The sequence below is a fragment of the Sphaerisporangium dianthi genome (assembly GCF_042654065.1).
Lineage (GTDB): Bacteria > Actinomycetota > Actinomycetes > Streptosporangiales > Streptosporangiaceae > Sphaerisporangium > Sphaerisporangium dianthi.
Genome location: NZ_JBHSFP010000022.1, coordinates 16,682 through 38,538 on the forward strand (window position 1 = coordinate 16,682; position 21,857 = coordinate 38,538).

The following is a 21,857-nucleotide window of genomic DNA, read 5'->3' on the forward strand; positions in this document are numbered from 1 at the left end:
CTACCCACCCGCGACGTCCGGCGCGGGGGCCGGGGCGCTATAGCGTGTGGGGGCATGACAGGGAAGTGCCAGGCGTGCGGCCGTCCGATCGTGAGCGGCGGCGGGCCGGGACGGACGGCGTCGTACTGCTCCCAGGCGTGCCGGCAGCGCGCCTACCGGGAGCGGCGGCAGTCGGCCGACACCCCTCTCATAGAGCTGATCGCCGACCTCGTGGACCGGTTGCGACGGGTACGACCGGAACCGCCGCTCGTGTTCCACGCCGACGTCGAAGCACTGTCGGCTCGGTTCGGGCAGTTGCGGCGCCTGGCCCGGCAGGCGCGCCAGGACTCCACCACGCTCCCGGCCGCCACTGACAACATGGACAACGTCACGGCGGTCCTCACGGACAACGGTGAGAATGTCACGGCGGTCGTCACGGACCAGCGGGACGACGTCACGGGGGGCGTCACCGAGGGCTCGGGAAGCGTCACCTCCGATGGCGTGACGAAAAGCCTGGAGTACGCCTTCACGGACCTCATTGAGGGGCACCGAGCCGAACTGCGGGTGCACTGCTACCGGCTGCTCGGCTCGTACGACGAGGCGGAGGACCTCACTCAGGAGGCTTTCCTGCGGGCGTGGCGGGCCCGGGAGACGCTGCGGGGCGTAGACAACCCGCGGGCCTGGCTGTACAAGATCGCCACCAATGTGTGCCTCGACTTCCTGCGCAAGCACCACCGGCGCCCGGCCGTCTATGGGCCGGTGCCGGGCATCGACTCAGGGGACGGTCCGCCACCGCCACGGCTGCCCTGGCTCCAGCCGTTTCCCGACGACCAGTTGCCCGAGACCCCCGCGGTCCACCACGAACCGGACGCGGAGGCCGTGGCAGGAGAGACCCTCGAACTGGTCTTCCTGGCCGCGATCCAGCATCTGCCCCCGCGGCAGAGAGCGGCGGTGATCCTGCGCGATGTCGCCGGATGGTCGGCACGGGAGACGGCCGACCTGCTGGACAGCAGCCTGACCTCGGTGAACAGCGCGCTCCAACGAGGCAGGCACGCCCTGAGGGAGGCGCTGCCGGGGCGGCGCGAGGACTGGTCGGCGAGCGAGCCGAGCGCCGAGGACCTGGCCTTGCTGCACCGCTACATGGACGCGGCCGCCCGGGCCGACGTGGATGCCATGGTGGACCTCGTACGCGCGGACGCGGTGCTCACCATGCCGCCGAACCCGTTCTGGTTCACCACTCGCGACGCGCTTCTGGCGTTCGTCCGGCCGAACCTGGATCCGGCGTCGCCGTCGTTCGCCGGGCACTGGCGGCACCTGCCGCTGCGCGCGAACGGTCAGCCGGCGGTCGCCGGCTACCTGCGAAGACCCGGCACCAGCGTCTTCCGTGCGCAGGTGATCGACGTGCTGCGCGTCGAGGACGGCCGGATCGCCGAGATCACCTCGTTCGAACCGCATCTGTTCGCCGCGTTCGGGCTGCCGATGACCTTAGGAGGCGCGTGATTCTCTGCCGTTCTGGAGCGCCGATGGGCAGGACCGGCGATTTCTCGCGCGCGGGTGGCCGCGACCGATGATTCTTCGCGCGAGCCACGTCCTATGAGATGTCGGGCGCACGCGGCGCCCTTGAACGAATGGACAGGCCGATCATGCTGAACGACAAGGTCGCGGTGATCTACGGCGGGGCGGGTTCGCTGGGCGCGGGCATCGCGGAGGCGTACACGCGGGCGGGGGCACGGGTGTTCCTGGCCGGCCGCACGGAGGCCACGCTGCGGAAGGTCGCCGCCGGCACAGGCTCCGAGTACGACGTGCTCGACGCGTGTGACGAGGCCGCCGTCGAGTCCCACGCGGCGTCGGTGGTCGAGCGGGCGGGTCGCCTCGATGTCTCTGTCAACCTCGTTCCGCGCGGGGACTTCCAGGGCGTGCCGCTCACCGAGATGTCGGTGGAGGACTACACGCGGCCCGTCGTGCGGGGCATCACCTGCCAGTTCATCACCGCCCGCACCGCGGCTCGGCTGATGACGGCTCAAGGGTCGGGGGTGATCCTGTCCCTGAACAGCGCTTCCGGCAACGGCAGTCCGATGATGGGCGGCACCGGCGCGGCCGACGGCGCGATCGACGCGCTGGTCCGTCAGCTCGCCCAGGAGGCGGGTCCGGCCGGCGTGCGCGTCTGCGGCATCTGGACGGCCGGCGTCACCGACACCCTCACGCCGGAGAAGCTGGCCGCCGCGGGCGCCCCGCTCATGGACGAGGCCGCTGTGCAGGGCATCCGCGGACACCTCGACGGCCTGCGGATGACCAGGCGCTCGCCACAGGTCGCCGACATCGCCGCACTGGCGACGTTTCTCGCCTCCGACGCCGGTCGCGCCATCACGGGCACCTGGGTCAACGCGACCGCGGGCATGTTCCCCAGCTGATGACAGGCTGGTCGCGGAACGCCGGGAGGCTGTGGACAACCGGACGAGGGGGTTCCAGGGGCGGCCTAGCATGAGAAACCCGTTGTCCGTCTGAGGAGGTGCCGGTGCTGCCAGGCATGGCTTCGAGCGCGGTCGGGTCCACGGCCGCGCAGACTTCCGACGGTCGTCCGGGGCACGTGGAAGGGGTCACGGGCACGCGCCGGGCGCTTCTCGCCGCGCGGGCGCACTGGGTCTTCCTGATCGTCCTGGCGGCCGGGGCCGTACTGCGGCTGATGGCCATGCTGGGCTATCGCCCGGCGCTGTGGTTCTGGGCCGATTCCTTCGTCTACGTGAACGCGGCGATCGACCCGCAGCCGCTGGAGTCGCGGCCGGCCGGCTACTCGTTGTTCCTGTGGGCGCTGCGCCCCCTGCACAGTTTCACCGCCGTGATCGCCGTCCAGCACCTCCTCGGGCTCGCCATGGCGGTCTGCGTGTACGCCGTGCTGCGGCGCCGTACGCGGCTGCCGGGCTGGGGTGCGGCGCTGGCCACCGTCCCGGTGCTGCTGGACGCGCACATGCTCCAGCTCGAGCATCTCGTCATGGCCGACCTGCTGTTCACCTTCCTGGTGACGGCGGCGGTGACGGCGCTGCTGTGGCGTGAACGGCCCACGGTGTTGACGGCCGTCGTCGCGGGGCTGCTGCTCATGGCCGCCACCCTCACCCGCACCGTCGGGCTCCCCGTGCTGATCGTCGTGCTCGTCTGCATGGTGCTGGGCCGGGCCGGCCGGCGCCCTCTGGTGTCCTGCGCGCTCGCCGCGGTCGTCGGCATCGGCGGTTACGCCGTCTGGCACCACAGCGAGCACGGGGTCTACGGCCTGGGCGAGAGCAACGTCTGGTTGTGGGCGCGCACGATGAGCTTCGCCGACTGCGCCCGGATTCAGCCGGCCGGCGAAGAGCGGCTCCTGTGCCCGGCCGATCCTCCCGAACGGCGTCCTGCTCCTCCGTCCTACATCTGGGAGGCCGCCTCACCGCTCGCCGCAGTGAAGAAGGACGCCGACCGCGAGCGGCTGACCGGCGCGTTCGCCAAGGAGGCCATCATGGCCCAGCCGGTGGACTTCCTGTTGACCGGCCTCAGAGACGCGCTGTGGAGTTTCGAATGGACCCGCAGGGTCTACCCCACCCCCGGCCCGCAGAGCGCCTATGTGTTCCCCGACTCGGCGAAACCGTTCACCGGCAAGATCGCCTCCGCGGGCCGCAGCGCCCCGCAGCTCACGGCCGCCTACCAGGGCCGCAGGGCCGACACCCGGCTCGTCGAGCCCTACGCCGGGCTGCTGCGGGCCTACCAGTCGCAGGGCTTCCTGCGCGGCCCGTTCCTGGCGGTCATCCTGCTGATCGGCCTGTTCGGGGTGCTGGCGCGGTGGCGGCGGCTGGGCGGTCCTGCGCTGCTGCCGTGGGCGGTGGCCATGACGCTGCTCCTGCTGCCGCCGCTGATCGCGGCGTTCGACCACCGGTACGTCGTTCCGGTCATACCGGTCGCGTGCCTGGCCGCAGGGCCGGCCTTCGAGGGCCTTCGCCGTCGCCTCGGCGACCGTCGGACGCGGTGCGCTTCGCCGGCGGATACAAGGTCATAACGTGACTTAGGCTCATCTCCGCCGCGGACTTATGCTTCCGGCATGGACGAGCGCCAGCGTTACGACCGCGCCACCGCCGAACTCGACCCGCCCTTCGCGATCCTCGACCTCGCCGCGCTGAGGGACAACGCCGCGTCGATGGCCCGGCGCGCGGGGGGCAAGGCGATCAGAGTGGCCAGCAAGTCCGTGCGCTCCCGGGCCGTCCTGCGCAGCGTGTTGCGGATGGACGGCTTCGCCGGCGTCATGGCGTTCACGCTTCCCGAGGCCCTGTGGCTGGCCGCCGATGGGTTCACCGACATCCTGGTGGCCTACCCGACGGCGGACCGGCAGGCGCTGGCCCGGCTCGCGGGCGACGCCCGCGCGGCACGGGAGATCACGGTGATGGCCGACTGCTCCGAGCATCTCGACCTGATCGACGAGGCGACCGCCGGCGTGCCGTCCCGCCACGAGATCCGCATATGTCTCGACATAGACGCGGCTTTCGTGGCGCTTGCCGGCCGGATGCGGGCCGGAGTGCTGCGCTCTCCGGTCCGCGATCCGCACCAGGCCGCCGATCTGGCCGCCGTGGTCGCCAAGCGCCCCGGGTTCCGGCTGGTCGGCCTGATGGCGTACGAGGCGCAGATCGCCGGCGTGGGAGACCGCGTGCCGGGCCCCTACGGCAGGGCCGTGCGCTGGATGCAGGCGCGGTCGCAGCGTGAGCTGATCGTCCGCAGGGGGCGCATCGTCGAGGCCGTGCGGCAGGTCGCCGACCTGGAGTTCGTCAACGGCGGCGGCACCGGCTCGCTGGAGAAGACCACCCGGGAGAAGGCGGTCACCGAGATCGCCGCCGGGTCCGGCTTCTACCACCCGCGCCTGTTCGACTTCTACCGCGGCTTCACCGGCCGCCCCGCCGCGCTGTTCGCCCTGCCCGTCGTGCGCAGGCCCGCTCCGGAGGTCGTCACCGTGCTCGGCGGCGGCTACCACGCCTCCGGCTCCCCCGGCGCGTCGCGCCTGCCCCAGCCGTACCTGCCGGCCGGGCTGCGCTATGACGAGCGCGAGGGGGCGGGCGAGGTGCAGACCCCGCTGCTCGGCCGCGCGGCCCATGAGCTGCGCATCGGCGACCGCGTGTGGTTCCGCCACGCCAAGGCGGGCGAGCTGTGCGAGCGCTTCGACGCGCTGCACCTCATCGAGGGAGACCAGATGGTCGAGACCGTCCCGACCTACCGGGGCGAAGGCAAGACCTTCCTTTGATCCGCGCGTTCGCCGTCCGTGACGGCGAGGGGCACGGGGAACACGGACGTACCACCCGAGGCCACGACGGCGGACCTACCGGTGGCATGAGATCGTCGGGCTCGGGCCGGCGTGGCGGGTCAGGACAGGGCGGGCTCGCCGGGACCGTTCAGCGGCGCCGGCGGCGCCAGAGGGCGAAGGCTGCGCCCACCACCACGACCGCGCCCACGCCGATCAAGATCGGCGGGAGGTTGCGCGCCGGGGACTCCTCCTGCCAGCCGTCGTCTTCGCCGTAGGCGCCGTACTGTGCCGACTCTCGCGGATGGGCGCCGACGCCGATCATGTCGCGAGCCGTCGCGACCAGCTGCCCGGCGTTGGCCTTGACCCGGGCGACGCCGCGCTCGGCGACGCGTTTGGGGCTGACGCGGTCGACGATGGCGTCAACGGTGAAAGCAAGCTCCGCCCGGGTGCGCTCGATCTCTTTCTCGAGCGCCTCGGGATCGGTGTCCGCCATGACGATCCCCTTCTCTGTCTCCCGGGCGAGCCGCCCTCGCCCGGCTCGCCGCTACGTTGCAGCGATCAGTCTGTCAGGTCGGGTGACCACGCGGCACGGTGGGCATGCCGGTAGGTTGTTGCCGTGACGCAGACGAGACTCGAGCCCGGCGACGCCGCACCCGACTTCACCCTGCCCGACTCTGAGGGCAAGGCCACCAGCCTTTCGTCCTTCCACGGCAAGCGGGTCATCCTTTACTTCTACCCTGCGGCGATGACGCCCGGGTGCACCAAGCAGGCGTGCGACTTCCGCGACAGTCTCGCCTCGCTGACGGCCGCGGGCTTCGTCGTCCTCGGCGTCTCGAAGGACTCCCCGCAGAAGCTCGCGAAGTTCGTCGAGCGCGACGCGCTGACCTTCCCGCTGCTCTCCGACCCCGAGCTCGGCGTCCACCAGGCGTACGGGGCCTACGGCGAGAAGACCATGTACGGCAGGACGACGGTCGGCGTGCTGCGTTCGACCTTCGTCATCGACGCCGACGGCAAGGTCGAGAAGGCGCTGTACAACGTGAAGGCCACCGGGCACGTCGCGCGCCTGCGCAAAGATCTCGGGCTCGCCTGATCGGTACGGCAGGAGCCGCGTGCTCAATTAGGATGGCGCAAGCCGCGTTGGCACGGGGTCGTAGCCCAATGGCAGAGGCACAGGTTTTAGGTACCTGACAGTGTGGGTTCGAATCCCACCGACCCCACTCCGTCGTTCGTCATCTCCCCGAGAGAGCGATCATCATGGGCGCCACCTTCGGAGACGTCGTCACCTCCGCGCCGAGCGTGTGGGGCGCGGCCAACGCCACCAGCGCCGCGATGGTGTTCCCCCTCGGCTGGCCCGTCGCGCTGACGCTGCTCGCGCTGGTGTCCGACCCGGCCCAGATCTGGCACGCCGGCGACCGGTACGCCGAGGTCGCCAAGCTGGTCCGCCAGGCCGGCGACCAGATGACGGACGCCGTGGTGCGGCGCGCGGGCTCGGACGACTGGTCCGAGCAGGGGCGCGAGGCGTTCATGGCCAACCGCCTGCGGCCCTACCAGGTGGCGCTCGGCCAGGCCGCCGGCATGTACGACGACATGGACGGCACGCTGAAGGCGAGCGCGGTCGCCTACACCGGGCTGGGCCTGTCGTCGGCGATCATCGGTTCGTCGCTGCTCAGCTTCGTGGCGCCCTATCTCGCGGCCGCCGTGGTGCCCGGCGTCGGAGCCACGGCCACCTATGTGGCGAACACCGCCATGGTCGAGGCCGGCGTCGTCGTCCGCACGATGGTGGCCGGCATGGCGAAGGTCAACGGCGCGGTCGCCTCGGTGCTGTCCGGGCTCGCCACCGCGCTCGGGGTCTCGCAGGGGGCGCTCACCGGAGTGAGCGCCGGGGTGACCGCGGTGACGGCCGGTGGCCTGGGCGGCTATCAGACGATCTTCCGCGCCGCGCCGAGCATGCGCGAGAGCGTGCGGCCGGTGCTGTGGCCGGCGCACGTCGACGACGGCGGCTCCCCGCCCGACGGGTTCCGCGGGTCGTCCGCGGCCCAGCTCCGCGACCTCAAGCGCATCCATCCGCGGTCCATCGAGGCCCTGGGCAGAGAGCTCGACGCCGGCGCGTCCAAGACGCTGGACAAGGCGTGCGAGCTGGCGCGCGGCAACGATGTGGGAGTGCCGGGCTTCGGCGGCGCGGGCGTGCACCTGGCCTTCGTCTGCGTCGCGATGCGCGACGGAGCGGTGCGTCATCTCATGGCGGGCCGTGACCAGCCCGGCACCTGGCTGCCCGCGCTGCGCACCGTGGCGGGCAACTGGGCCTACGCCGAGGCGGCCACCGTCGAGGCCGCCAAGCGCGTCCGCTGACGCGGCCGTCGCGGGCCGGTGAGGCGGCGGGCGAAAACGAGAGCCGCCTCCACGTCGTGGAGGCGGCTCTTTCCGCGTCAGCCCGCTGGGCAGAGGGCGTCAAGCGTGGGTAAGAAAGAAGGCCGGTGCCGTCGGGGTCGCGTGACAGTCCCCCCAGCCACGCGACCCGTCGTCTTTCGACGCCGACATCTTCTCCCTTTACTCACCCGAAGGGGTGCTCCCAAGAAGAACTATGCCGCACTCCCCGTAAGACCGGTGTAAGCCATCCGGCCTGTACGACCTGGGTCGTAGGTTCAGATCCCTCGTAAGACGGAAGGGCGGTGAACTGCGCGAACGTATGGTTGATTACGTGTTCGGCAGAGTGCGCGCCTTTCGTTCCGGCAAGGGCAGGCTGATCGACGTCCTGTTCATGGCGCCGTTCGCGCTGCTCTGCCTGACCGCCGCCGGCAACATCGCCGGAGGCCCCCACCCGCCCGGCTCGCCCGCCCTCGGCTACGCCGGCTACGCCGCGATGTGCGCGGCGCTGCTCGTGCCGTTGCTGTGGCGCCGCAGCCACCCCGTCCACGCGTTCGCGGTCATCGCGCTCGTCTCCTTCTTCCAGTGGCTGGCCGCCATCCAGCCCCTGCCCGCCAACATCGCCGTCCTGGTGGCGCTGTACTGCGTCGTCTCGGCCTGCGCGCTCCGGTGGGCCGTCGCGGCGGGCGCGATCGTCGAGCTGGGCATCGTCCTGCTGCTGCTCCGCTACGGCACGATGACCCCGTTCCTCCTGGCCTCCGGCTCGGCGTTCATGGTCGCCACCTGGATCGCCGGCATCTACGCCAGCACCCGGCGGCGGTACCTGGAGGGCCTGGAAGAGCGCGCCGAACGCGCCGAACGCGAACGCGACCAGCAGGCGCGCATCGCCACCGCGGCCGAACGGGCCCGCATCGCCCGCGAACTCCATGATGTGGTGGCGCACAACGTGAGCGTCATGATCGTCCAAGCGGACGGAGCCGGGTACGCCATCGACGGCGACCCCGAACAGGCCAGGCGAGCCATGCGGACGATCTCCAGCACCGGGCGGCAGGCACTCGCCGAGATGCGCCGCCTGGTCGGGGTCCTGCGGCGGGACACCGCCGGCGAGGAGGAGTACGCGCCGCAGCCGGGCGTGGCCGAGCTGGACGGGCTCGTGGCGCACACCCGGCGGTCCGGCCTGCCGGTGGAGTACGACGTCACCGGCGCGGCGTGCGATCTCCCTGAGGGGGTCCAGCTCGTGATCTACCGCGTCGTCCAGGAGGCGCTGACCAACGCCCTCAAACACGGCGGACCGGGCGCGCGTGCCCGGGTCGAGATGGAGTACGGTCCCCGGGAGATCCGGCTGCGGGTGACCGATGACGGGCGGGGCGCGGCCGCGCCCCGCAGCATCGACGGGCACGGGCTCATCGGCATGCGCGAGCGGGTGGCGATGTACGAGGGCAGCGTGCACGCTTCCCCCTGCCCCGGAGGAGGATTCCAGGTGACCGTACGACTCCCCGTGGCGCGGGCCGCGTGAGCACCCCTGGCGGGCGGATCAGGGTGGCGCTGGTCGACGACCAGCAGCTCGTGCGCGCCGGTTTTCGCATGGTCCTCGGCGCCCAGCCGGACATCGAGATCGTCGGCGAGGCCGCCGACGGAGCCGCCGCGGTGGAGCTGCTGCGCGGGGTGAGCGCCGACGTCGTCCTGATGGACGTGCGCATGCCCCGCGTGGACGGCGTGGAGGCCACCAGGCTCATCCGCGCCATGCCCGAGCCGCCCAAAGTGCTCATCCTGACCACCTTCGACCTCGACGAATACGCCTTCGCGGCGCTGAAGGCCGGAGCCTCGGGGTTCCTGCTGAAGGACGTGCCCCCCTCCGACCTGCTCAGCGCCATCCACTCGGTGCACGCGGGGGACGCGGTGGTGGCGCCGAGCACGACCAGAAGGCTGCTGGAGCGCTTCACCGTCCACCTGCCCGGCACGACGGTGCCCGAGCCGCTGGGGCACCTCACCGCCCGCGAGCGCGAGGTCCTGGTGCTCGTCGGAAGGGGGCTGTCCAACGCCGAGATCGCGCGGCGGCTCACCCTGGCCGAGGCCACGGTCAAGACCCACCTCGGCCGGGTCCTCGCCAAGCTCGGCGTGCGCGACCGCGCGCAGGCGGTCGTGTACGCCTACGAGACCGGCCTGATCACCCCCCTGGCCAAGCCCTCCTCCGACCACTGACCGCCCGGACGGCGGAGTCCCGGACGTCGACTCCGGACGGCGGAGGTCGGCCGAAAGGGGGAGGGGCGGGTACCTCAGCGGTCGCACCCGCCCTTGGGGCCGCGCCTCCTGGCCTACCCGAAGTCCGTTCCCAGGGGTCATGGAAGGCGACATCAGCGGCAATAGCGTTGATCTCGCGGAATATCCGCAGATCAAACGCCTATCGCTTGAGGAGTCAGACGTGACCGCCATCGGAGAGGAAGCCGTCCTCCGCACCGCGCCCGCCGCGGTCGTCGCCAGAGGGGTGACGAAGGTCTACGGCCACGGGGACGCGGCCGTGCACGCGCTGCGCGGAGTGGACGTCCGGTTCGAGACCGGCGCCTTCACCGCGATCATGGGCCCGTCCGGCTCCGGCAAGTCCACCCTGATGCACTGCCTGGCCGGTCTGGACACCGTGACCGACGGCCAGGTGAGCATCGGCGACACCGACATCACCCGGCTGAGCGACAAGCGGCTGACGCTGCTGCGACGTGAACGCGTGGGATTCATCTTCCAGGCGTTCAACCTGCTGCCGACGCTCACCGCCGAGCAGAACATCCGGCTGCCGCTGGACATCGCCGGCCGCCAGGCCGACGCCGAGCTGTTCGACGCGGTGATCCGCACGGTCGGGCTCGGCGACCGGCTCAAGCACCGGCCGAGCGAACTGTCCGGCGGCCAGCAGCAGCGCGTCGCGGTCGCCCGGGCGCTGATCAGCAAGCCCCAGGTCATCTTCGCCGACGAGCCGACCGGCAACCTCGACTCGCGCAGCGGATCGGAGGTGCTGTCCTTCCTGCGCACCTCGGTACGCGAGCTGGAGCAGACCATCGTCATGGTCACCCATGATCCCGTCGCCGCGTCCTACGCCGATCGGGTGATCTTCCTGCGGGACGGCGTGCTGGTCACCGAGCTGACGCGCCCGACCCCGCAGAACGTGCTCGACACCCTGATGAAGCTGGAGGGCTGAGGTGTTCCGCACCACTCTGGCGGGACTGCTGGCGCACAAGCTCCGGCTCCTGCTCACCTCGCTCGCCATCACGCTCGGGGTGGGCTTCATCGCCGGGACGTTCATACTGACCGACACCATCCAGTCGGGTCTGTCGCAGCGCATCGCGGCCTCGGCCGACAAGGTGGACGTGGCCGTGCTCCCCACGGCCGGCACCGGTGAGAGGCGGTCGCTGGCGGCGGGCGACCTGGCGGCGATCAAGGGCCTGGCCGGCGTCGCCGAGGCCCAGGGACTGGTCAAGGGCAGCGCCGCGCTGCTCGGCAAGGACGGCAAGGCCGTCGGGGACATCGCGACCAGCGGCGTCTCCGTCGTCACCGGCAGGCTCGACCGCACCGAGATCACCGCAGGCGCCGCGCCGGCCGCCCCCGACCAGGTCGTCATCGACAAGAACACGGCCAGGACCCGCGGGTTCGCCGTCGGCGACACGGTCAGGGTGCTCGACGGCGGCGGCGAGCCGCACACCTTCCACCTGGTCGGACTGTTCGACGTCGGAGTCGACCAGCAGCTCGCCGTCACGGGCGCGGTGGGCTTCACCTCGGCGACCGCTCAGGCCATGACCGGGGAGAAGGGCTTCGCCGAGATCGACGTCGTCGCGGCGCCCGGCGTCACCCCCGAGCGCCTCAAGAGCGCCGTCGCCGCCGCGCTCCCCGGCGGCGCACGCGTCTACACCGGCCATGAGCTGGCACAGCGGCTCGCCCAGAACAACGGCGCCGACATCGACGTGATCGGCACGGCGCTGCTGATGTTCGGCCTGGTCGCGATGTTCGTGGCCGCCCTGGTCATCTACAACACCTTCAACATCCTGGTCGCTCAACGCACCAGGGAGATGGCACTGTTGCGCTGCATCGGGGCGACGCGCCGCCAGGTCTTCGGGTCCATCCTGCTGGAGTCGGCGGTGGTGGGACTGCTGTCGTCGGCCCTCGGCCTGCTGGCCGGACTCGGGCTCGGCGCGGGCGCGCTCGCCGGGCTCAGTGCGCTGGGCCGGGAGGTGCCCGCGGGCGGCGTCTCGCTCGCGCCGCGGACCATCGTCCTCGCCCTCGCCGTGGGCCTGGTCGTCACCGTCGCGGCGGCGTTGCTGCCCGCGCGCTCGGCCACCAAGGTCGCCCCCGTCGCGGCGCTGCGCGCCCAGGCCGACGAGCACACCTTCAGGACCGGCGTCCTGCGCGTGGTGTTCGCCGCGCTCTTCCTGCTGGCCGGCGCCGGGGTCACCGCCCTCGGCGTCGCCTCCTCCCCCGGGGAGCAGGCGCTGTTCCTCGTCATGGGCGGCGGCGTGCTGACCTTCTTCGCCGTGCTCATCCTCGGCCCGGTGATGGTCAGGCCGCTCAGCACGCTCGCGGGCTGGGCGCCCGCCAAGCTGTCCGGCGTCCCCGGCAAACTCGCCCTGGACAACTCCCACCGCAACCCGAAGCGCTCGGCCACCACGACGGTCGCGCTGACCATCGGCGTGACGCTGATGACCCTCATCTCGGTCATCACCGCGACCACGCGGGCGACCTACACGGCCAAGCTCGACGACCAGTTCCCCATCGACTACATGGTCGCCCCGCAGCTCACCTCGCTGTCGAACGGGGACGCGGTGCTCCCGGCCGCCCTCGCCGCCTCACTGCGAAGCCGGCCGGAACTGGCCTCGACCGTCGGGTTCCGGCAGGCGGAGGCCCGCGTCGGCACGGACGGCACCGGCGACGTCGGCGCGTTCGACGGCCCCTACCAGCCCGCGCTCGTCAAGGGCTCCATGCGGGGCTTCGAGCCAGGATCGGCCGTGATCGCGGACGACCTCGCCGAGCGACTTGGCACCGGACCGGGCGGCTCGATCACGGTCACGACGCCCAGGGCGGGCGCCGTACGGCTGAAGGTGCTCGGGGTGTTCGACCCGGAGTCGACCACGCTGCCGACCGTCACCGTTCCCGACCGCGCGTTCGAGCGGTACTTCGGCCCGATGGGCTACAGCCGTCTGATCGTCAACGCCAAGGACGGCGTGGCCGCCGACGTCTCCCGCCGCGCCGTGGAGGCCGCGGCCGAGCCGTACCCGACGGCCAAGGTCCGCAGCGCCACGGAGGTCAGGGGCCAGTTCGACGAGGCGCTCGACATGATGCTCATGATCATCGGTGGGCTGCTGGGCCTGGCGATCCTCATCTCGCTGCTCGGCATCGCCAACACCCTCAGCCTGTCGGTGCACGAGCGGACCCGCGAGTCGGCGCTGCTGCGCGCCCTCGGGCTGACCCGGCCGCAGCTACGGCGGATGCTGTCGGTCGAGGCGCTGATCCTCGGCCTCATCGGGGCCGTCGTCGGAGCGGTGCTCGGCGTCGCGTACGGCTGGGCCGCCTCCCAGACCTTGATGGACGAGGTCCTGTTCCGCGTCCCCGTCACCCAGGTGCTGCTGTTCGTCGCCCTCTCGGGCGCGGCGGGAGTGCTCGCGGCGGTCCTGCCGGGCCGCAAGGCCGCCCGCGCCTCCATCGTCGGCTCCCTCGCCGCCGATTAGCCCATCCTCACGACCCGCCGGCCCGGCGGGAGTTTCGTGGACGGCGCATCAGCGGGGGCGGCGTCCCGACCACTGCTCGGCGACGGCCTCGGGGGTGAGCAGGGGACGGATGGAGATCTCGCCGGTGATCCGGTCGACGACCACGCACCCGCCGCCGACGGTCTCGGGCAGCGTGCTCGGATCCTCCGGCTCGGGCGGCCTGGCCCAGGCGACGTACCCCTCGTCGAAGGCGTAGAGCCCGACCTCCGTGGCCCGCTCGGCCGGCAGCGGGCCGTTGAAGTACTCCTCGGCCAGCACCCGGGCCTGCTCCGCCGACACCGCCCGCCCGCTCACAGCCGCCTCCCCTGCCGGTCGAGCGCGACGCAGAAGACCCCGGTCACCGGGCCGGGGGGCGGGTCCACCGACGTGTGGCCGCGCTGGGCGTCGATCCAGACCACCTCGCCCGCGGCGTTGACGGCGTTCCACGCATGGTTTCCACCGGACGGCCAGCGGGTGATGAGAACGGCCGCCGAGCCATGACCACCGGCCCGGAGCCGCTGCGCGACGGCGCCGTACACGCGCCGCCCCTGGCCGACGTACTCGAAGCGGTGCCCGAGCCAGCGTTCCGCGCGTGCCACGCCCCCGGTCTCGCCGGTGAGCGAAGGGCGGCCCAGGCGGTCGTACTCGGGCTGCCGCGGCGCGGACACCACCGGCTCGCCGTGCCAGGTGGAGATCACCGCGAGCGCGCAGTCGAGCGAGTTGGTCGCCCGGAAAGGGTCCTCGGACGGGCCCTCGCCGTTGATCAGGCGGATCCAGGTGCCGCGCGGGTCGGGAAAGCGCGCTCCGCCCGGAACCGCCTGGCACAGGTCACGCTGAAGTTGCGGGTCCGGCCACGCCAGCCCGCCCGGCGTTCCGTACGTCCGCGTGACGTCGAGCCGGGGCGGCCGTCCGGGATCGTCGAACCAGTCTCCCGCCAGTCCCGGCCACGCCGATGCGGTGGTCTCTCGCCGCTCGGCAGCCCGCTCGTGCCGCCGCCCGGCCGGAGACCCGGCCGCCTCACCCGGCGTCACCGGCCACCCCGCCGCGGGCCCGCGCCGCCCAGAGACGGACTCATGCCGCCCGCGAACCGACTCACGCCCCCCAGAGCCGGAACCGCGCCCCCCAGCGCCGGACTCACGCCGCCCAGAGCCAGAATCGCGCCCCCCGGAGACCGACTCGCGCCGCCCAGAGCCGGACTCGTGCCGCCCGGGAACCGACTCCTGACGCTCCAGGACAGACTCTCGCGGCCCTGGGGCGGACTCCCGCCGTCCCAGGCCGGAAGCGCGCTGTCCAAAGCCGGAATCCCGGAGTCCGGACACAGACTCGCGGAGCCCGGAGCCGGACTCCCGCTCCCCAAAGCCGGAATCGCGGAGTCCGGACACAGAATCCCGCTGCCCAAAGCCGGACTCCCGGAGTCCGGACACGAACTCCCACCGATCCACGATGGACTCCTGCTCCTGGACGGACTCATACCTGGGGACGGCCTCAGGCTGCCCAGGGATGAATTGGTGCCTGCCGGACGGCGACCTATGCCGCGTCGGCGAGGCGCCCCCGTATCGCGGGAGGCGGAACCCGTCCTGCCAGGGAGCGACGCTGCTCTCCCCGGCTCGCCCGGTATCTCGCGGCTGCCATCGGAACCCGTTCGTATCGAGGGGCGCGTGGCTTTCGAGTGCCAGGTCGCGAGCCACGCTCGCGACCTGGACCTGCCCGGGCAAGGGTGCCCTGCCGTGCCGCCGGCGAACCGACGGCGCCTCCTCGCCCCGTCCAGCGCCTTCCGCCCCAAGCCCCGCACCCCCGGCCCCAGGGACCGCACCCCGAGAGCCGAGCCCCGCACTTCCAGACCCGAAGGTCGCGCTCTCGGATCCGAGCGCGGCCCTGTCTGCCCTGAGCCCTGCGCTCATAGACCCGGAGGCCGCTCCCTCAGGACCGAGGGCGGTCCTGTTCGCTCCGAGCGCCGCACCATCAGATCTGAGCGCCGTGCTCTCGCCGGGGACCGTGCGCTCCTGCCCGAGCGCGGCGTCCTCCAGCGCCAGTGCGGCGACTTGCTCCCGTGCCGTGGCTCTCTGACCGTGTACCACGGCGGGCATCTCCGCCGCGAGCTCGTAGTCACGCCATCGGACCCCGTCGGAGGTCACGACGGGGTTGTACCCCACTCGCGAGACGCCCCGCACGCTGGGGAAGCCCCGCACTGCAGGAGCCACCCGGCCCGCCGAACGACCGCCGCCCCCCAAGCCCTCCAGTCCTTCCAGACCCCCCAGGCCCCCGAGGCCCCCCCAGCCTCCGAGGCCTTCCAAGGGCCGCAGGCCCTCTGAAGGGTCGTGCCGCGTCGCCCCCGCGCGCGACGGATCCCCGTAACCGACTCCGGACATTGTGCTCCCCCAAGTTCCGCACCGACCCGGTCAGAGGCCGATCGTAGGGGCGCGACACCGGCCCGGCGGGCCGATTCCGGCATTCACCTGGAACCACACGCGCGGCGCGGGCTCACTTGGCGACGACGAGGACGGAGTGCCAGCCGGTGGCTCCGTCGGGGGCGGGCGGGGCGTATTCGGAGGTCTGGGTCCGGCCCGTGGCGTCCGTGGCGCGCACTTCGATGGTGTGCTCGCCCGGGGTGGCGTCCCAGTCGTCGACGACCCACTGCCGCCAGGTGTCCGGCCCGGGGACGGCGGCCAGGCGCGCCTGCCGCCAGGGACCCTTGTCGACGCGCACCTCGACCGCGTCTATGCCCCGGTGCTGAGCCCAGGCCACCCCGGCGATGGCCGTGCGGCCGACGGGGATCGTGGTGCCGCCGCGCGGCAGGTCGATGCGGGACTCGGTCTTGATCGGGCCCTTGGCGGCCCAGCCTCGCGGCGTCCAGTACGCCTCGTCCTGGTCATAGCGGGTCACCTTGATGTCGGTGACCCACTTGGTGGCCGACACGTAGCCGTACAGCCCGGGGACGACCTGGCGTACCGGGAAGCCGTGCGAGACGGGAAGCACCTCGCCGTTCATCGCGATGGCGAGCAGCGCGTCGCGGCCGTCCATCACGATGTCCACCGGTGTGCCGCAGGTCCAGCCGTCGGAGGAGGTGGACAGCAGCATGTCGGCGCCCGAGCGGATGCCGGCCTCGCGCAGGACGTCGGCCAGGCGGGCGCCGAGCCAGCGCGCGTTGCCCACGTAGTTGTCACCGACGTCGTTGGACACGCAGGTCAGGGTGACGTCGGCTTCGATGAGCGGCCGCTTGAGCAGGTCGGCGTAGGTGATCTCGATCGGCCGGTCCACCATGCCGTGGATCTTGAGCGTCCAGGTCTTCGGGTCCACTTGCGGGACGACCAGCGCCGTGTCGACGCGGTAGAAGTCGCGGTTGGGGGTCGAGAAGGGGGACAGGCCCTTCAGGCGGAAGTCCACTCCTGCGGGGAGCGGCTTGGCGGGCACCGCCGGCCTGGGCAGCGCGACCTGGGCGCGTTCGGTGGAGACGTCCAGCCGCCCGCCGAGAGCGCGGCCGGCCAGCCCGCCGGCCCCGGCGACGACGACGCCCGCGGCCACCCCGCTCAGCAGCGCGCGCCGGTCGAACGCGGGCGCCTCCGCGGTCGCCCGCATGACGGCGGGACGACCGGCCGCCTCTCTGCCGGCCACGCCGGACGTGCCGGACGCGCCGTCCCCATGGGCGTCGCCGGTGGAGGCTCCGCGCAGATCCTCGCCTCCGTACAGGTCCTGCGGGTCCTCCTCTCGCGACGGAGCGGCGGCCGAGGGAGCCCGCAGGTCGCCATAGGAGCCGTACCCGGGTTCGGCGCCGGGCCAGGTGCGGCGGGCCAGGATGCGCAGCGCCCATACACCGGCGGCCGCGCCTACCGCGGAGGGCAGCACGTCGAGCACGCCACCGTCGGGCCGGGTCACGGCGGCCGCCGCGCCGATGACGCCGAAGGCGAACAGGCCGGCCGTGGCATACCCCATGCGGCGGCGGGCGAGCAGGCCGAGGCCCATGGCGATGAGCGCGAGCACCACGACGATGCCCGAGATGAGCACCGGCTTGTCGTTGGCGCCGAAGGTGCGGATGGCCCATTCCTTCAGCGCGGCCGGGGTGCGGTCGACGGCCGCGTCGCCGACCGCGATCACCGGAGACGCCTTCGGGTCGACCAGCCCGGCGGCGAGCTGGCCGATGCCGAGAGCGACCGCCCCTGCCACCAGGCCGATGAGCGCCGCCGCCCATGCGTGCCCGCGTGGGCGCGTCTGGAATACGTTCACAGGACGAACGCTACGCCCGAATCGTGCGCCCGGATCTTACGCCCCGGTTACGGAGCCTTCCCCGAGCGGCACAACCCCGCCCAGGAACCTCACGCGAGCGGTACGACCCGTTGAGGAAACTCCCGCGAGTGGTGCGGGCGTCCTCAGGTGGTCTTGGCGGCGAGGAGGTCGCGCATGACGGGGACCAGGGCGCGGAAGGCACGGCCCCGGTGGCTGATGGCGTCCTTCTCGGCCGGGGACATCTCGGCGGTCGTGCGGCTCTCGCCCTCGGGCACGAAGATCGGGTCGTACCCGAACCCGTTGGGCCCGCGCGGACCGCGGATCAGCGCCCCGGCGAGCGCGCCCTCGACGATGCGCTCGTCCCCGCCGGGCAGGGCCAGCGCCGCCGTGCAGGCGAAGTGGGCGCCCCTGCGGCCGTCGGGCACGTCGGACACCTGGGCGAGCAGCAGCCACAGGTTGGCGGCGTCGTCGCCGTGGGAGCCCGACCAGCGGGCGGAGAAGACGCCGGGCATGCCGTTCAGCGCGTCCACGCAGAGTCCGGAGTCGTCGGCGATCGCGGGCAGCCCGCTGGCCGAGGCGACACCGTGCGCCTTGAGCAGGGCGTTCTCGGCGAAGGTGATGCCGGTCTCGGCGATCTCGCCGATGTGGGGGAAGGCGTCAAGACCGACCAGCTCGATCTCCTGGTCGGCCTCGGCCAGGATGCGCCGCAGTTCGACGATCTTGCCCTCGTTGCGGGTGGCGAGCACCACCTTGCGGACGGCGCTCATGACCGGCCCCCCTTGATCGGCAGACCCTGTGCCGCCGCGCCGGCCGGGCGCCCGGGCCGCCGGGCGGTCACGAGAGGGCCTCTCGCTGGCGGACGGTCAGCTCGGCGCAGCCGGCGGCGGCCAGGTCGAGCAGGGAGTCGAGGGTCGACCGGTCGAACGGGATGCCCTCGGCGGTGCCCTGCACCTCGACGAACTCCCCCGACCCGGTCATGACGACGTTCATGTCGGTCTCGGCGGCGACGTCCTCGGTGTAGCAGAGGTCGAGCAGCGGGGTCGCGCCGACGATGCCGACCGAGACGGCGGCGACGGAGTTGACCAGCGGGTCGCCGGGGCACATCTTGCGTTTGCGCATCCAGGCGATGGCGTCGGCGAGGGCGACGTACGCCCCGGTGATGGCGGCCGTGCGCGTGCCGCCGTCGGCCTGCAGCACGTCGCAGTCGAGGACGACGGAGTTCTCGCCGAGCGCCTTGTAGTCGACGCAGGCGCGCAGCGACCGCCCGATCAGCCGGGAGATCTCGTGGGTGCGCCCGCCGATCTTGCCGCGGACCGACTCGCGGTCGCTGCGGGTGTTGGTGGAACGGGGCAGCATGGCGTACTCGGCGGTGATCCAGCCGAGGCCGCTCCCCCTGCGCCACCTGGGCACGCTGTCTTGCACCGAGGCGGCGCACAGCACTCGGGTGCCGCCGAACTCCACCAGGACCGAGCCCTCGGCGTGGGTGAGCCAGTCGCGGGTGATCGTGACCGGCCTGAGCTGGTCGGGGCTGCGTCCATCATCACGTGCCATGGGCTCACCTTAGGTCATATTCGGCCCCGCTCCGAGCGAGTTCCACACGGCCCCCGAACCCCCCGTGTGAGGCGTCTTCCAGGACCCGCTGCGGGTCGTACCAGGGCACGAGATGGGTGAGCACGAGCGTCCCGACGCCGGCGCGGGCGGCGTGCTCGGCGGCCTCGCGGCCGTTCATGTGCAGGTCGGCCGGGTTGCCGGGCCGGTCGAGGAAGGACGCCTCGCACAGCAGCACGTCGGCCCCCGCGGCGAGCTTCACCAGCTCGGCGGACTCTCCGGTGTCGGCGGAGTAGGCCACCGAGTGGCCGCCGTGCGAGACGCGGAAGCCGTAGGTCTCGACGGGGTGGTTCATCCGCGCGGCCGCGATCTCGAACGGCCCCACCGAGAACGTGCCCGGCGTCAGCGCCGAGAATTCGAACGCGGTCTCCAGCGGCGGCTCGTCGTCCATCCCGTAGGCGGCATCGAGGCGGCGCGGGGCGTCCCTCGGGGCGTGGACGGGGACGCGCGGCAGCGGGCTCCGCGGCGAGTAGGTGCGCACCACATGGTAGGAGCACAGGTCCAGGCAGTGGTCGGCGTGCAGGTGCGACAGGCAGATGGCGTCCACGTCGTACAGGCCGATGTGCCGTTGCAGGGCTCCCAGTGAGCCGTTGCCGAAGTCCAGGAGAAGGCGGAACCCCTCGGCCTCCAGCAGATAACAGGACGCGGGACTGTCAGGCCCGGGAAAACTCCCTGAGCAGCCCACGATCGTCAATTTCACGGCGGCCTCCCTACCCGGCGCGACAGCGCCCTCTCACACTGACCCGACCCGGTCAGCACCTCGTTCCGCGCCCGGCACGGCGAGCACCGGGTGAGGGCTTCCTCCCCCCCACCCGTTCATACGCGTCTCCGTCCCATCGAGGCGCGTGTCCTTCTAATTCGGCGCGGCGAGCGCCTCTTCGCCTGAGATGCCGCCCATCGGCGCCCGTTCGACCGCGCCGATCTCGGGTCCGAGGAACCGCCGCCCGAGGTGCGCGAACAGGTCGCCGTCGCCCGTCGCGCGGAACCTGTGGCGGACCGTCCCGCTCTGGACGGCCAGGCCGCGGTCGTGCAGGACGCGGTAGACGTCCTTGGCCGTCTCGTCGGCGCTGGACACCAGCGTGACGCCGTTGCCGACGACGTAGGAGATCGCGCCGGTCAGCAGCGGGTAGTGGGTGCAGCCGAGGATCAGCGTGTCGCAGCCGTCGTCGATCACCGGCTGGAGGTACTCGCGGGCGACCTCGATCAGCTCGTCGCTCATCGTCTCGCCCCGCTCGACGAACTCCACGAACCTCGGGGCCGCGACGCCGGTCAGCCGGACGTCGGGGGCCGCCGCGAAGGCGTCGTGGTAGGCCATGGACTCGATCGTCGCGCGGGTCGCGATCACGCCGACCCGGCCGTTCCTGGTGGCGCGGACGGCCCGCCGCGCCGCGGGCTGGATGACCTCCACCACCGGGACGTCGTACCGCTCGCGGGCGTCGCGCAGCACGGCGGCGCTGGCGCTGTTGCAGGCGATCACCAGCATCTTGACGTCGTGCTCGACGAGGTGGTCCATGACCTCGAGGGCGTAGGCGCGCACCTCGGCGATGCGCTTGGGCCCGTACGGCTGGCGCGCGGTGTCGGCGACGTACAGGATCGACTCGTTCGGGAGCTGGTCGATGATCGCCCGGGCGACCGTGAGACCCCCGACGCCGCTGTCGAAGATGCCGATCGCGGGGCCGTGCCGGCCGCTCTGCTCTTCCATGGCGTCGATCATGCTGACCCATGGCGCGTGGGCGACGCTCCCGATATCCACCATGATCTCAACATTAGGGGACCGTACACAATCGCTCTCGGTAAGAATGCTCACATCGAAGTAATCCCTGGGCAGGCAGCTCTCGGGAGGCCCCGTCGCGCCCCCGCCGCTCAGCCGCGGCCCAGCCGGGCGAGCTGGCGCGACTGCGCGACCAGGTTGCCCTCAGAGTCCCAGACCTCCACGTCCTCGTCGAACCACCCGTCCCTCATCAGGCGCCCGTGGCCGTAGACCTTGAGCCGGCCGGGGGCGGGCAGCGCCCTCAGGTGCCAGGTCAGCTCGACCGTCGGAGACCACCCTCTGGCGCCCGCCGAGAACACGACGGGTGGCAGCGCGTCCACGGCCATCGCCAGGATGAAGGGGTCGGGGTCCTGCGGCTCCACCATGCGGAAGTACGCCCGCGACTCCATCCGGCCGCTCGGCGACCCGGTGAACCAGCCGATGGTGGGCGGGTCGAAGAGGTTCTCCACCTGGGCGTTGAACGTCATGCCCGACTCGGGCTTGGGCTCCGGCAGCGCGACGCACTCTTCGACGGGAGGCATGGCGACGGCCGGCTCTCCGGTCCACTCGCTCGGGCCGCCCGCGAGCGTGGCGGTGGTCACCAGCGTCTCGATGTAGGCGGTGTCGTCCTGCATCAGGGTCGCCCGGGTCATGGCGACGGTCCTGCCGGTCTTGAGCCGCTCCAGCCGGACGCGGGCCGGCCCGGGGCGAGGTGAGCGCAGGAACTGCGCGGCGGTGGACACCGGGTGGTCGTAGGGCGAGGCGTCCACGACGGCCCGCAGCATCACGGCCATGAGGTATCCGCCGTTGAGCATCCCGGCGATCGAGTAACCGGGATCGAGACAGACGTCGTAGGTGGTCTCGTCGACCCTGATCGCCTGCGTCGCCTCGTCGAACTTGGTCATCTGCGCCTTTGCCTCGCTCCGCGAAACGAACGGAATTTCGTTCTAGCCCCCACACCCTA

The 21,857-nt window shown here is 72.2% G+C and carries 19 protein-coding genes and 1 tRNA gene; 11 read left to right on the top strand and 9 right to left on the bottom strand.

From position 1 onward, the window contains the following. Positions 1–54 precede the first annotated feature (54 nt). The 4 genes from ACFO60_RS26585 (at position 55) to ACFO60_RS26600 (ending at position 5,230) form a co-directional block, all read left to right on the top strand. A complete protein-coding gene (locus tag ACFO60_RS26585) occupies positions 55–1,479 on the top strand; it encodes an RNA polymerase subunit sigma-70 (RefSeq protein ID WP_380844821.1) in 1,425 nt (474 codons plus the stop codon). A gap of 143 nt (positions 1,480–1,622) precedes the next feature. After that, positions 1,623–2,390 carry an SDR family NAD(P)-dependent oxidoreductase gene (locus ACFO60_RS26590; RefSeq protein ID WP_380844824.1) on the top strand — a complete coding sequence of 256 codons (768 nt, stop codon included), beginning with the start codon at positions 1,623–1,625 and terminating at the stop codon, positions 2,388–2,390. Between the two features lie 104 nt (positions 2,391–2,494). Then, positions 2,495–4,000, top strand: coding sequence for a hypothetical protein (locus ACFO60_RS26595; protein ID WP_380844827.1), 1,506 nt, complete (start codon positions 2,495–2,497; stop codon positions 3,998–4,000). A 42-nt stretch (positions 4,001–4,042) separates the two neighbouring features. Next, positions 4,043–5,230 (top strand): amino acid deaminase/aldolase, encoded by a 1,188-nt coding sequence (locus ACFO60_RS26600; protein ID WP_380844830.1) that lies wholly within the window; start codon positions 4,043–4,045, stop codon positions 5,228–5,230. Between the two features lie 148 nt (positions 5,231–5,378). On the opposite strand, the gene ACFO60_RS26605 is transcribed toward ACFO60_RS26600, so the two are convergent. Further along, positions 5,379–5,723 (bottom strand): DUF3618 domain-containing protein, encoded by a 345-nt coding sequence (locus ACFO60_RS26605; RefSeq protein ID WP_380844833.1) that lies wholly within the window; start codon positions 5,721–5,723, stop codon positions 5,379–5,381. A gap of 123 nt (positions 5,724–5,846) precedes the next feature. Here ACFO60_RS26605 and bcp point away from each other — a divergent pair, with 123 nt between their 5' ends. From bcp to ACFO60_RS26640, 7 genes are all read left to right on the top strand, one after another. After that, positions 5,847–6,320, top strand: coding sequence for a thioredoxin-dependent thiol peroxidase (gene bcp, locus ACFO60_RS26610; protein ID WP_380844836.1), 474 nt, complete (start codon positions 5,847–5,849; stop codon positions 6,318–6,320). A 54-nt stretch (positions 6,321–6,374) separates the two neighbouring features. Next, positions 6,375–6,447 (top strand) — tRNA-Leu (locus tag ACFO60_RS26615). 37 nt (positions 6,448–6,484) lie between these two features. After that, positions 6,485–7,579 (top strand): hypothetical protein, encoded by a 1,095-nt coding sequence (locus ACFO60_RS26620; RefSeq protein WP_380844839.1) that lies wholly within the window; start codon positions 6,485–6,487, stop codon positions 7,577–7,579. A 349-nt stretch (positions 7,580–7,928) separates the two neighbouring features. Then, a complete protein-coding gene (locus ACFO60_RS26625; protein WP_380844842.1) occupies positions 7,929–9,110 on the top strand; it encodes a sensor histidine kinase in 1,182 nt (393 codons plus the stop codon). Continuing rightward, positions 9,107–9,796 carry a response regulator transcription factor gene (locus ACFO60_RS26630; protein ID WP_380844845.1) on the top strand — a complete coding sequence of 230 codons (690 nt, stop codon included), beginning with the start codon at positions 9,107–9,109 and terminating at the stop codon, positions 9,794–9,796. Before ACFO60_RS26625 ends, ACFO60_RS26630 begins: the two co-directional genes overlap by 4 nt. Positions 9,797–10,016: 220 nt before the next feature. Then, positions 10,017–10,778 carry an ABC transporter ATP-binding protein gene (locus ACFO60_RS26635; protein WP_380844848.1) on the top strand — a complete coding sequence of 254 codons (762 nt, stop codon included), beginning with the start codon at positions 10,017–10,019 and terminating at the stop codon, positions 10,776–10,778. A 1-nt stretch (position 10,779) separates the two neighbouring features. Next, positions 10,780–13,296 (top strand): ABC transporter permease, encoded by a 2,517-nt coding sequence (locus ACFO60_RS26640; protein ID WP_380844851.1) that lies wholly within the window; start codon positions 10,780–10,782, stop codon positions 13,294–13,296. 48 nt (positions 13,297–13,344) lie between these two features. On the opposite strand, the gene ACFO60_RS26645 is transcribed toward ACFO60_RS26640, so the two are convergent. From ACFO60_RS26645 to ACFO60_RS26680, 8 genes are all read right to left on the bottom strand, one after another. Continuing rightward, complete coding sequence (locus ACFO60_RS26645; RefSeq protein ID WP_380844854.1) at positions 13,345–13,629, bottom strand: hypothetical protein; 285 nt, start codon at positions 13,627–13,629, stop codon at positions 13,345–13,347. Further along, a complete protein-coding gene (locus tag ACFO60_RS26650; RefSeq protein ID WP_380844857.1) occupies positions 13,626–14,345 on the bottom strand; it encodes a toxin glutamine deamidase domain-containing protein in 720 nt (239 codons plus the stop codon). The genes ACFO60_RS26645 and ACFO60_RS26650 overlap by 4 nt, the downstream gene beginning before the upstream one ends. Positions 14,346–15,795: 1,450 nt before the next feature. Then, entirely contained in the window at positions 15,796–17,535 is a 1,740-nt protein-coding gene (locus ACFO60_RS26655; protein ID WP_380844860.1) for a molybdopterin-dependent oxidoreductase, read from the bottom strand. Positions 17,536–17,678: 143 nt separating this feature from the next. Further along, complete coding sequence (gene rdgB / locus ACFO60_RS26660) at positions 17,679–18,302, bottom strand: RdgB/HAM1 family non-canonical purine NTP pyrophosphatase (RefSeq protein ID WP_380844863.1); 624 nt, start codon at positions 18,300–18,302, stop codon at positions 17,679–17,681. 67 nt (positions 18,303–18,369) lie between these two features. Further along, complete coding sequence (gene rph, locus ACFO60_RS26665; protein WP_380844866.1) at positions 18,370–19,086, bottom strand: ribonuclease PH; 717 nt, start codon at positions 19,084–19,086, stop codon at positions 18,370–18,372. 4 nt (positions 19,087–19,090) lie between these two features. After that, positions 19,091–19,843 carry an MBL fold metallo-hydrolase gene (locus ACFO60_RS26670; RefSeq protein ID WP_380844869.1) on the bottom strand — a complete coding sequence of 251 codons (753 nt, stop codon included), beginning with the start codon at positions 19,841–19,843 and terminating at the stop codon, positions 19,091–19,093. Between the two features lie 153 nt (positions 19,844–19,996). Further along, the gene (gene murI, locus ACFO60_RS26675) at positions 19,997–20,845 is read right to left on the bottom strand and encodes a glutamate racemase (RefSeq protein ID WP_380845165.1); all 849 of its coding nucleotides are present in this window, start codon (positions 20,843–20,845) and stop codon (positions 19,997–19,999) included. Between the two features lie 161 nt (positions 20,846–21,006). Beyond that, complete coding sequence (locus tag ACFO60_RS26680; protein WP_380844872.1) at positions 21,007–21,798, bottom strand: thioesterase family protein; 792 nt, start codon at positions 21,796–21,798, stop codon at positions 21,007–21,009. Positions 21,799–21,857 lie beyond the last annotated feature (59 nt).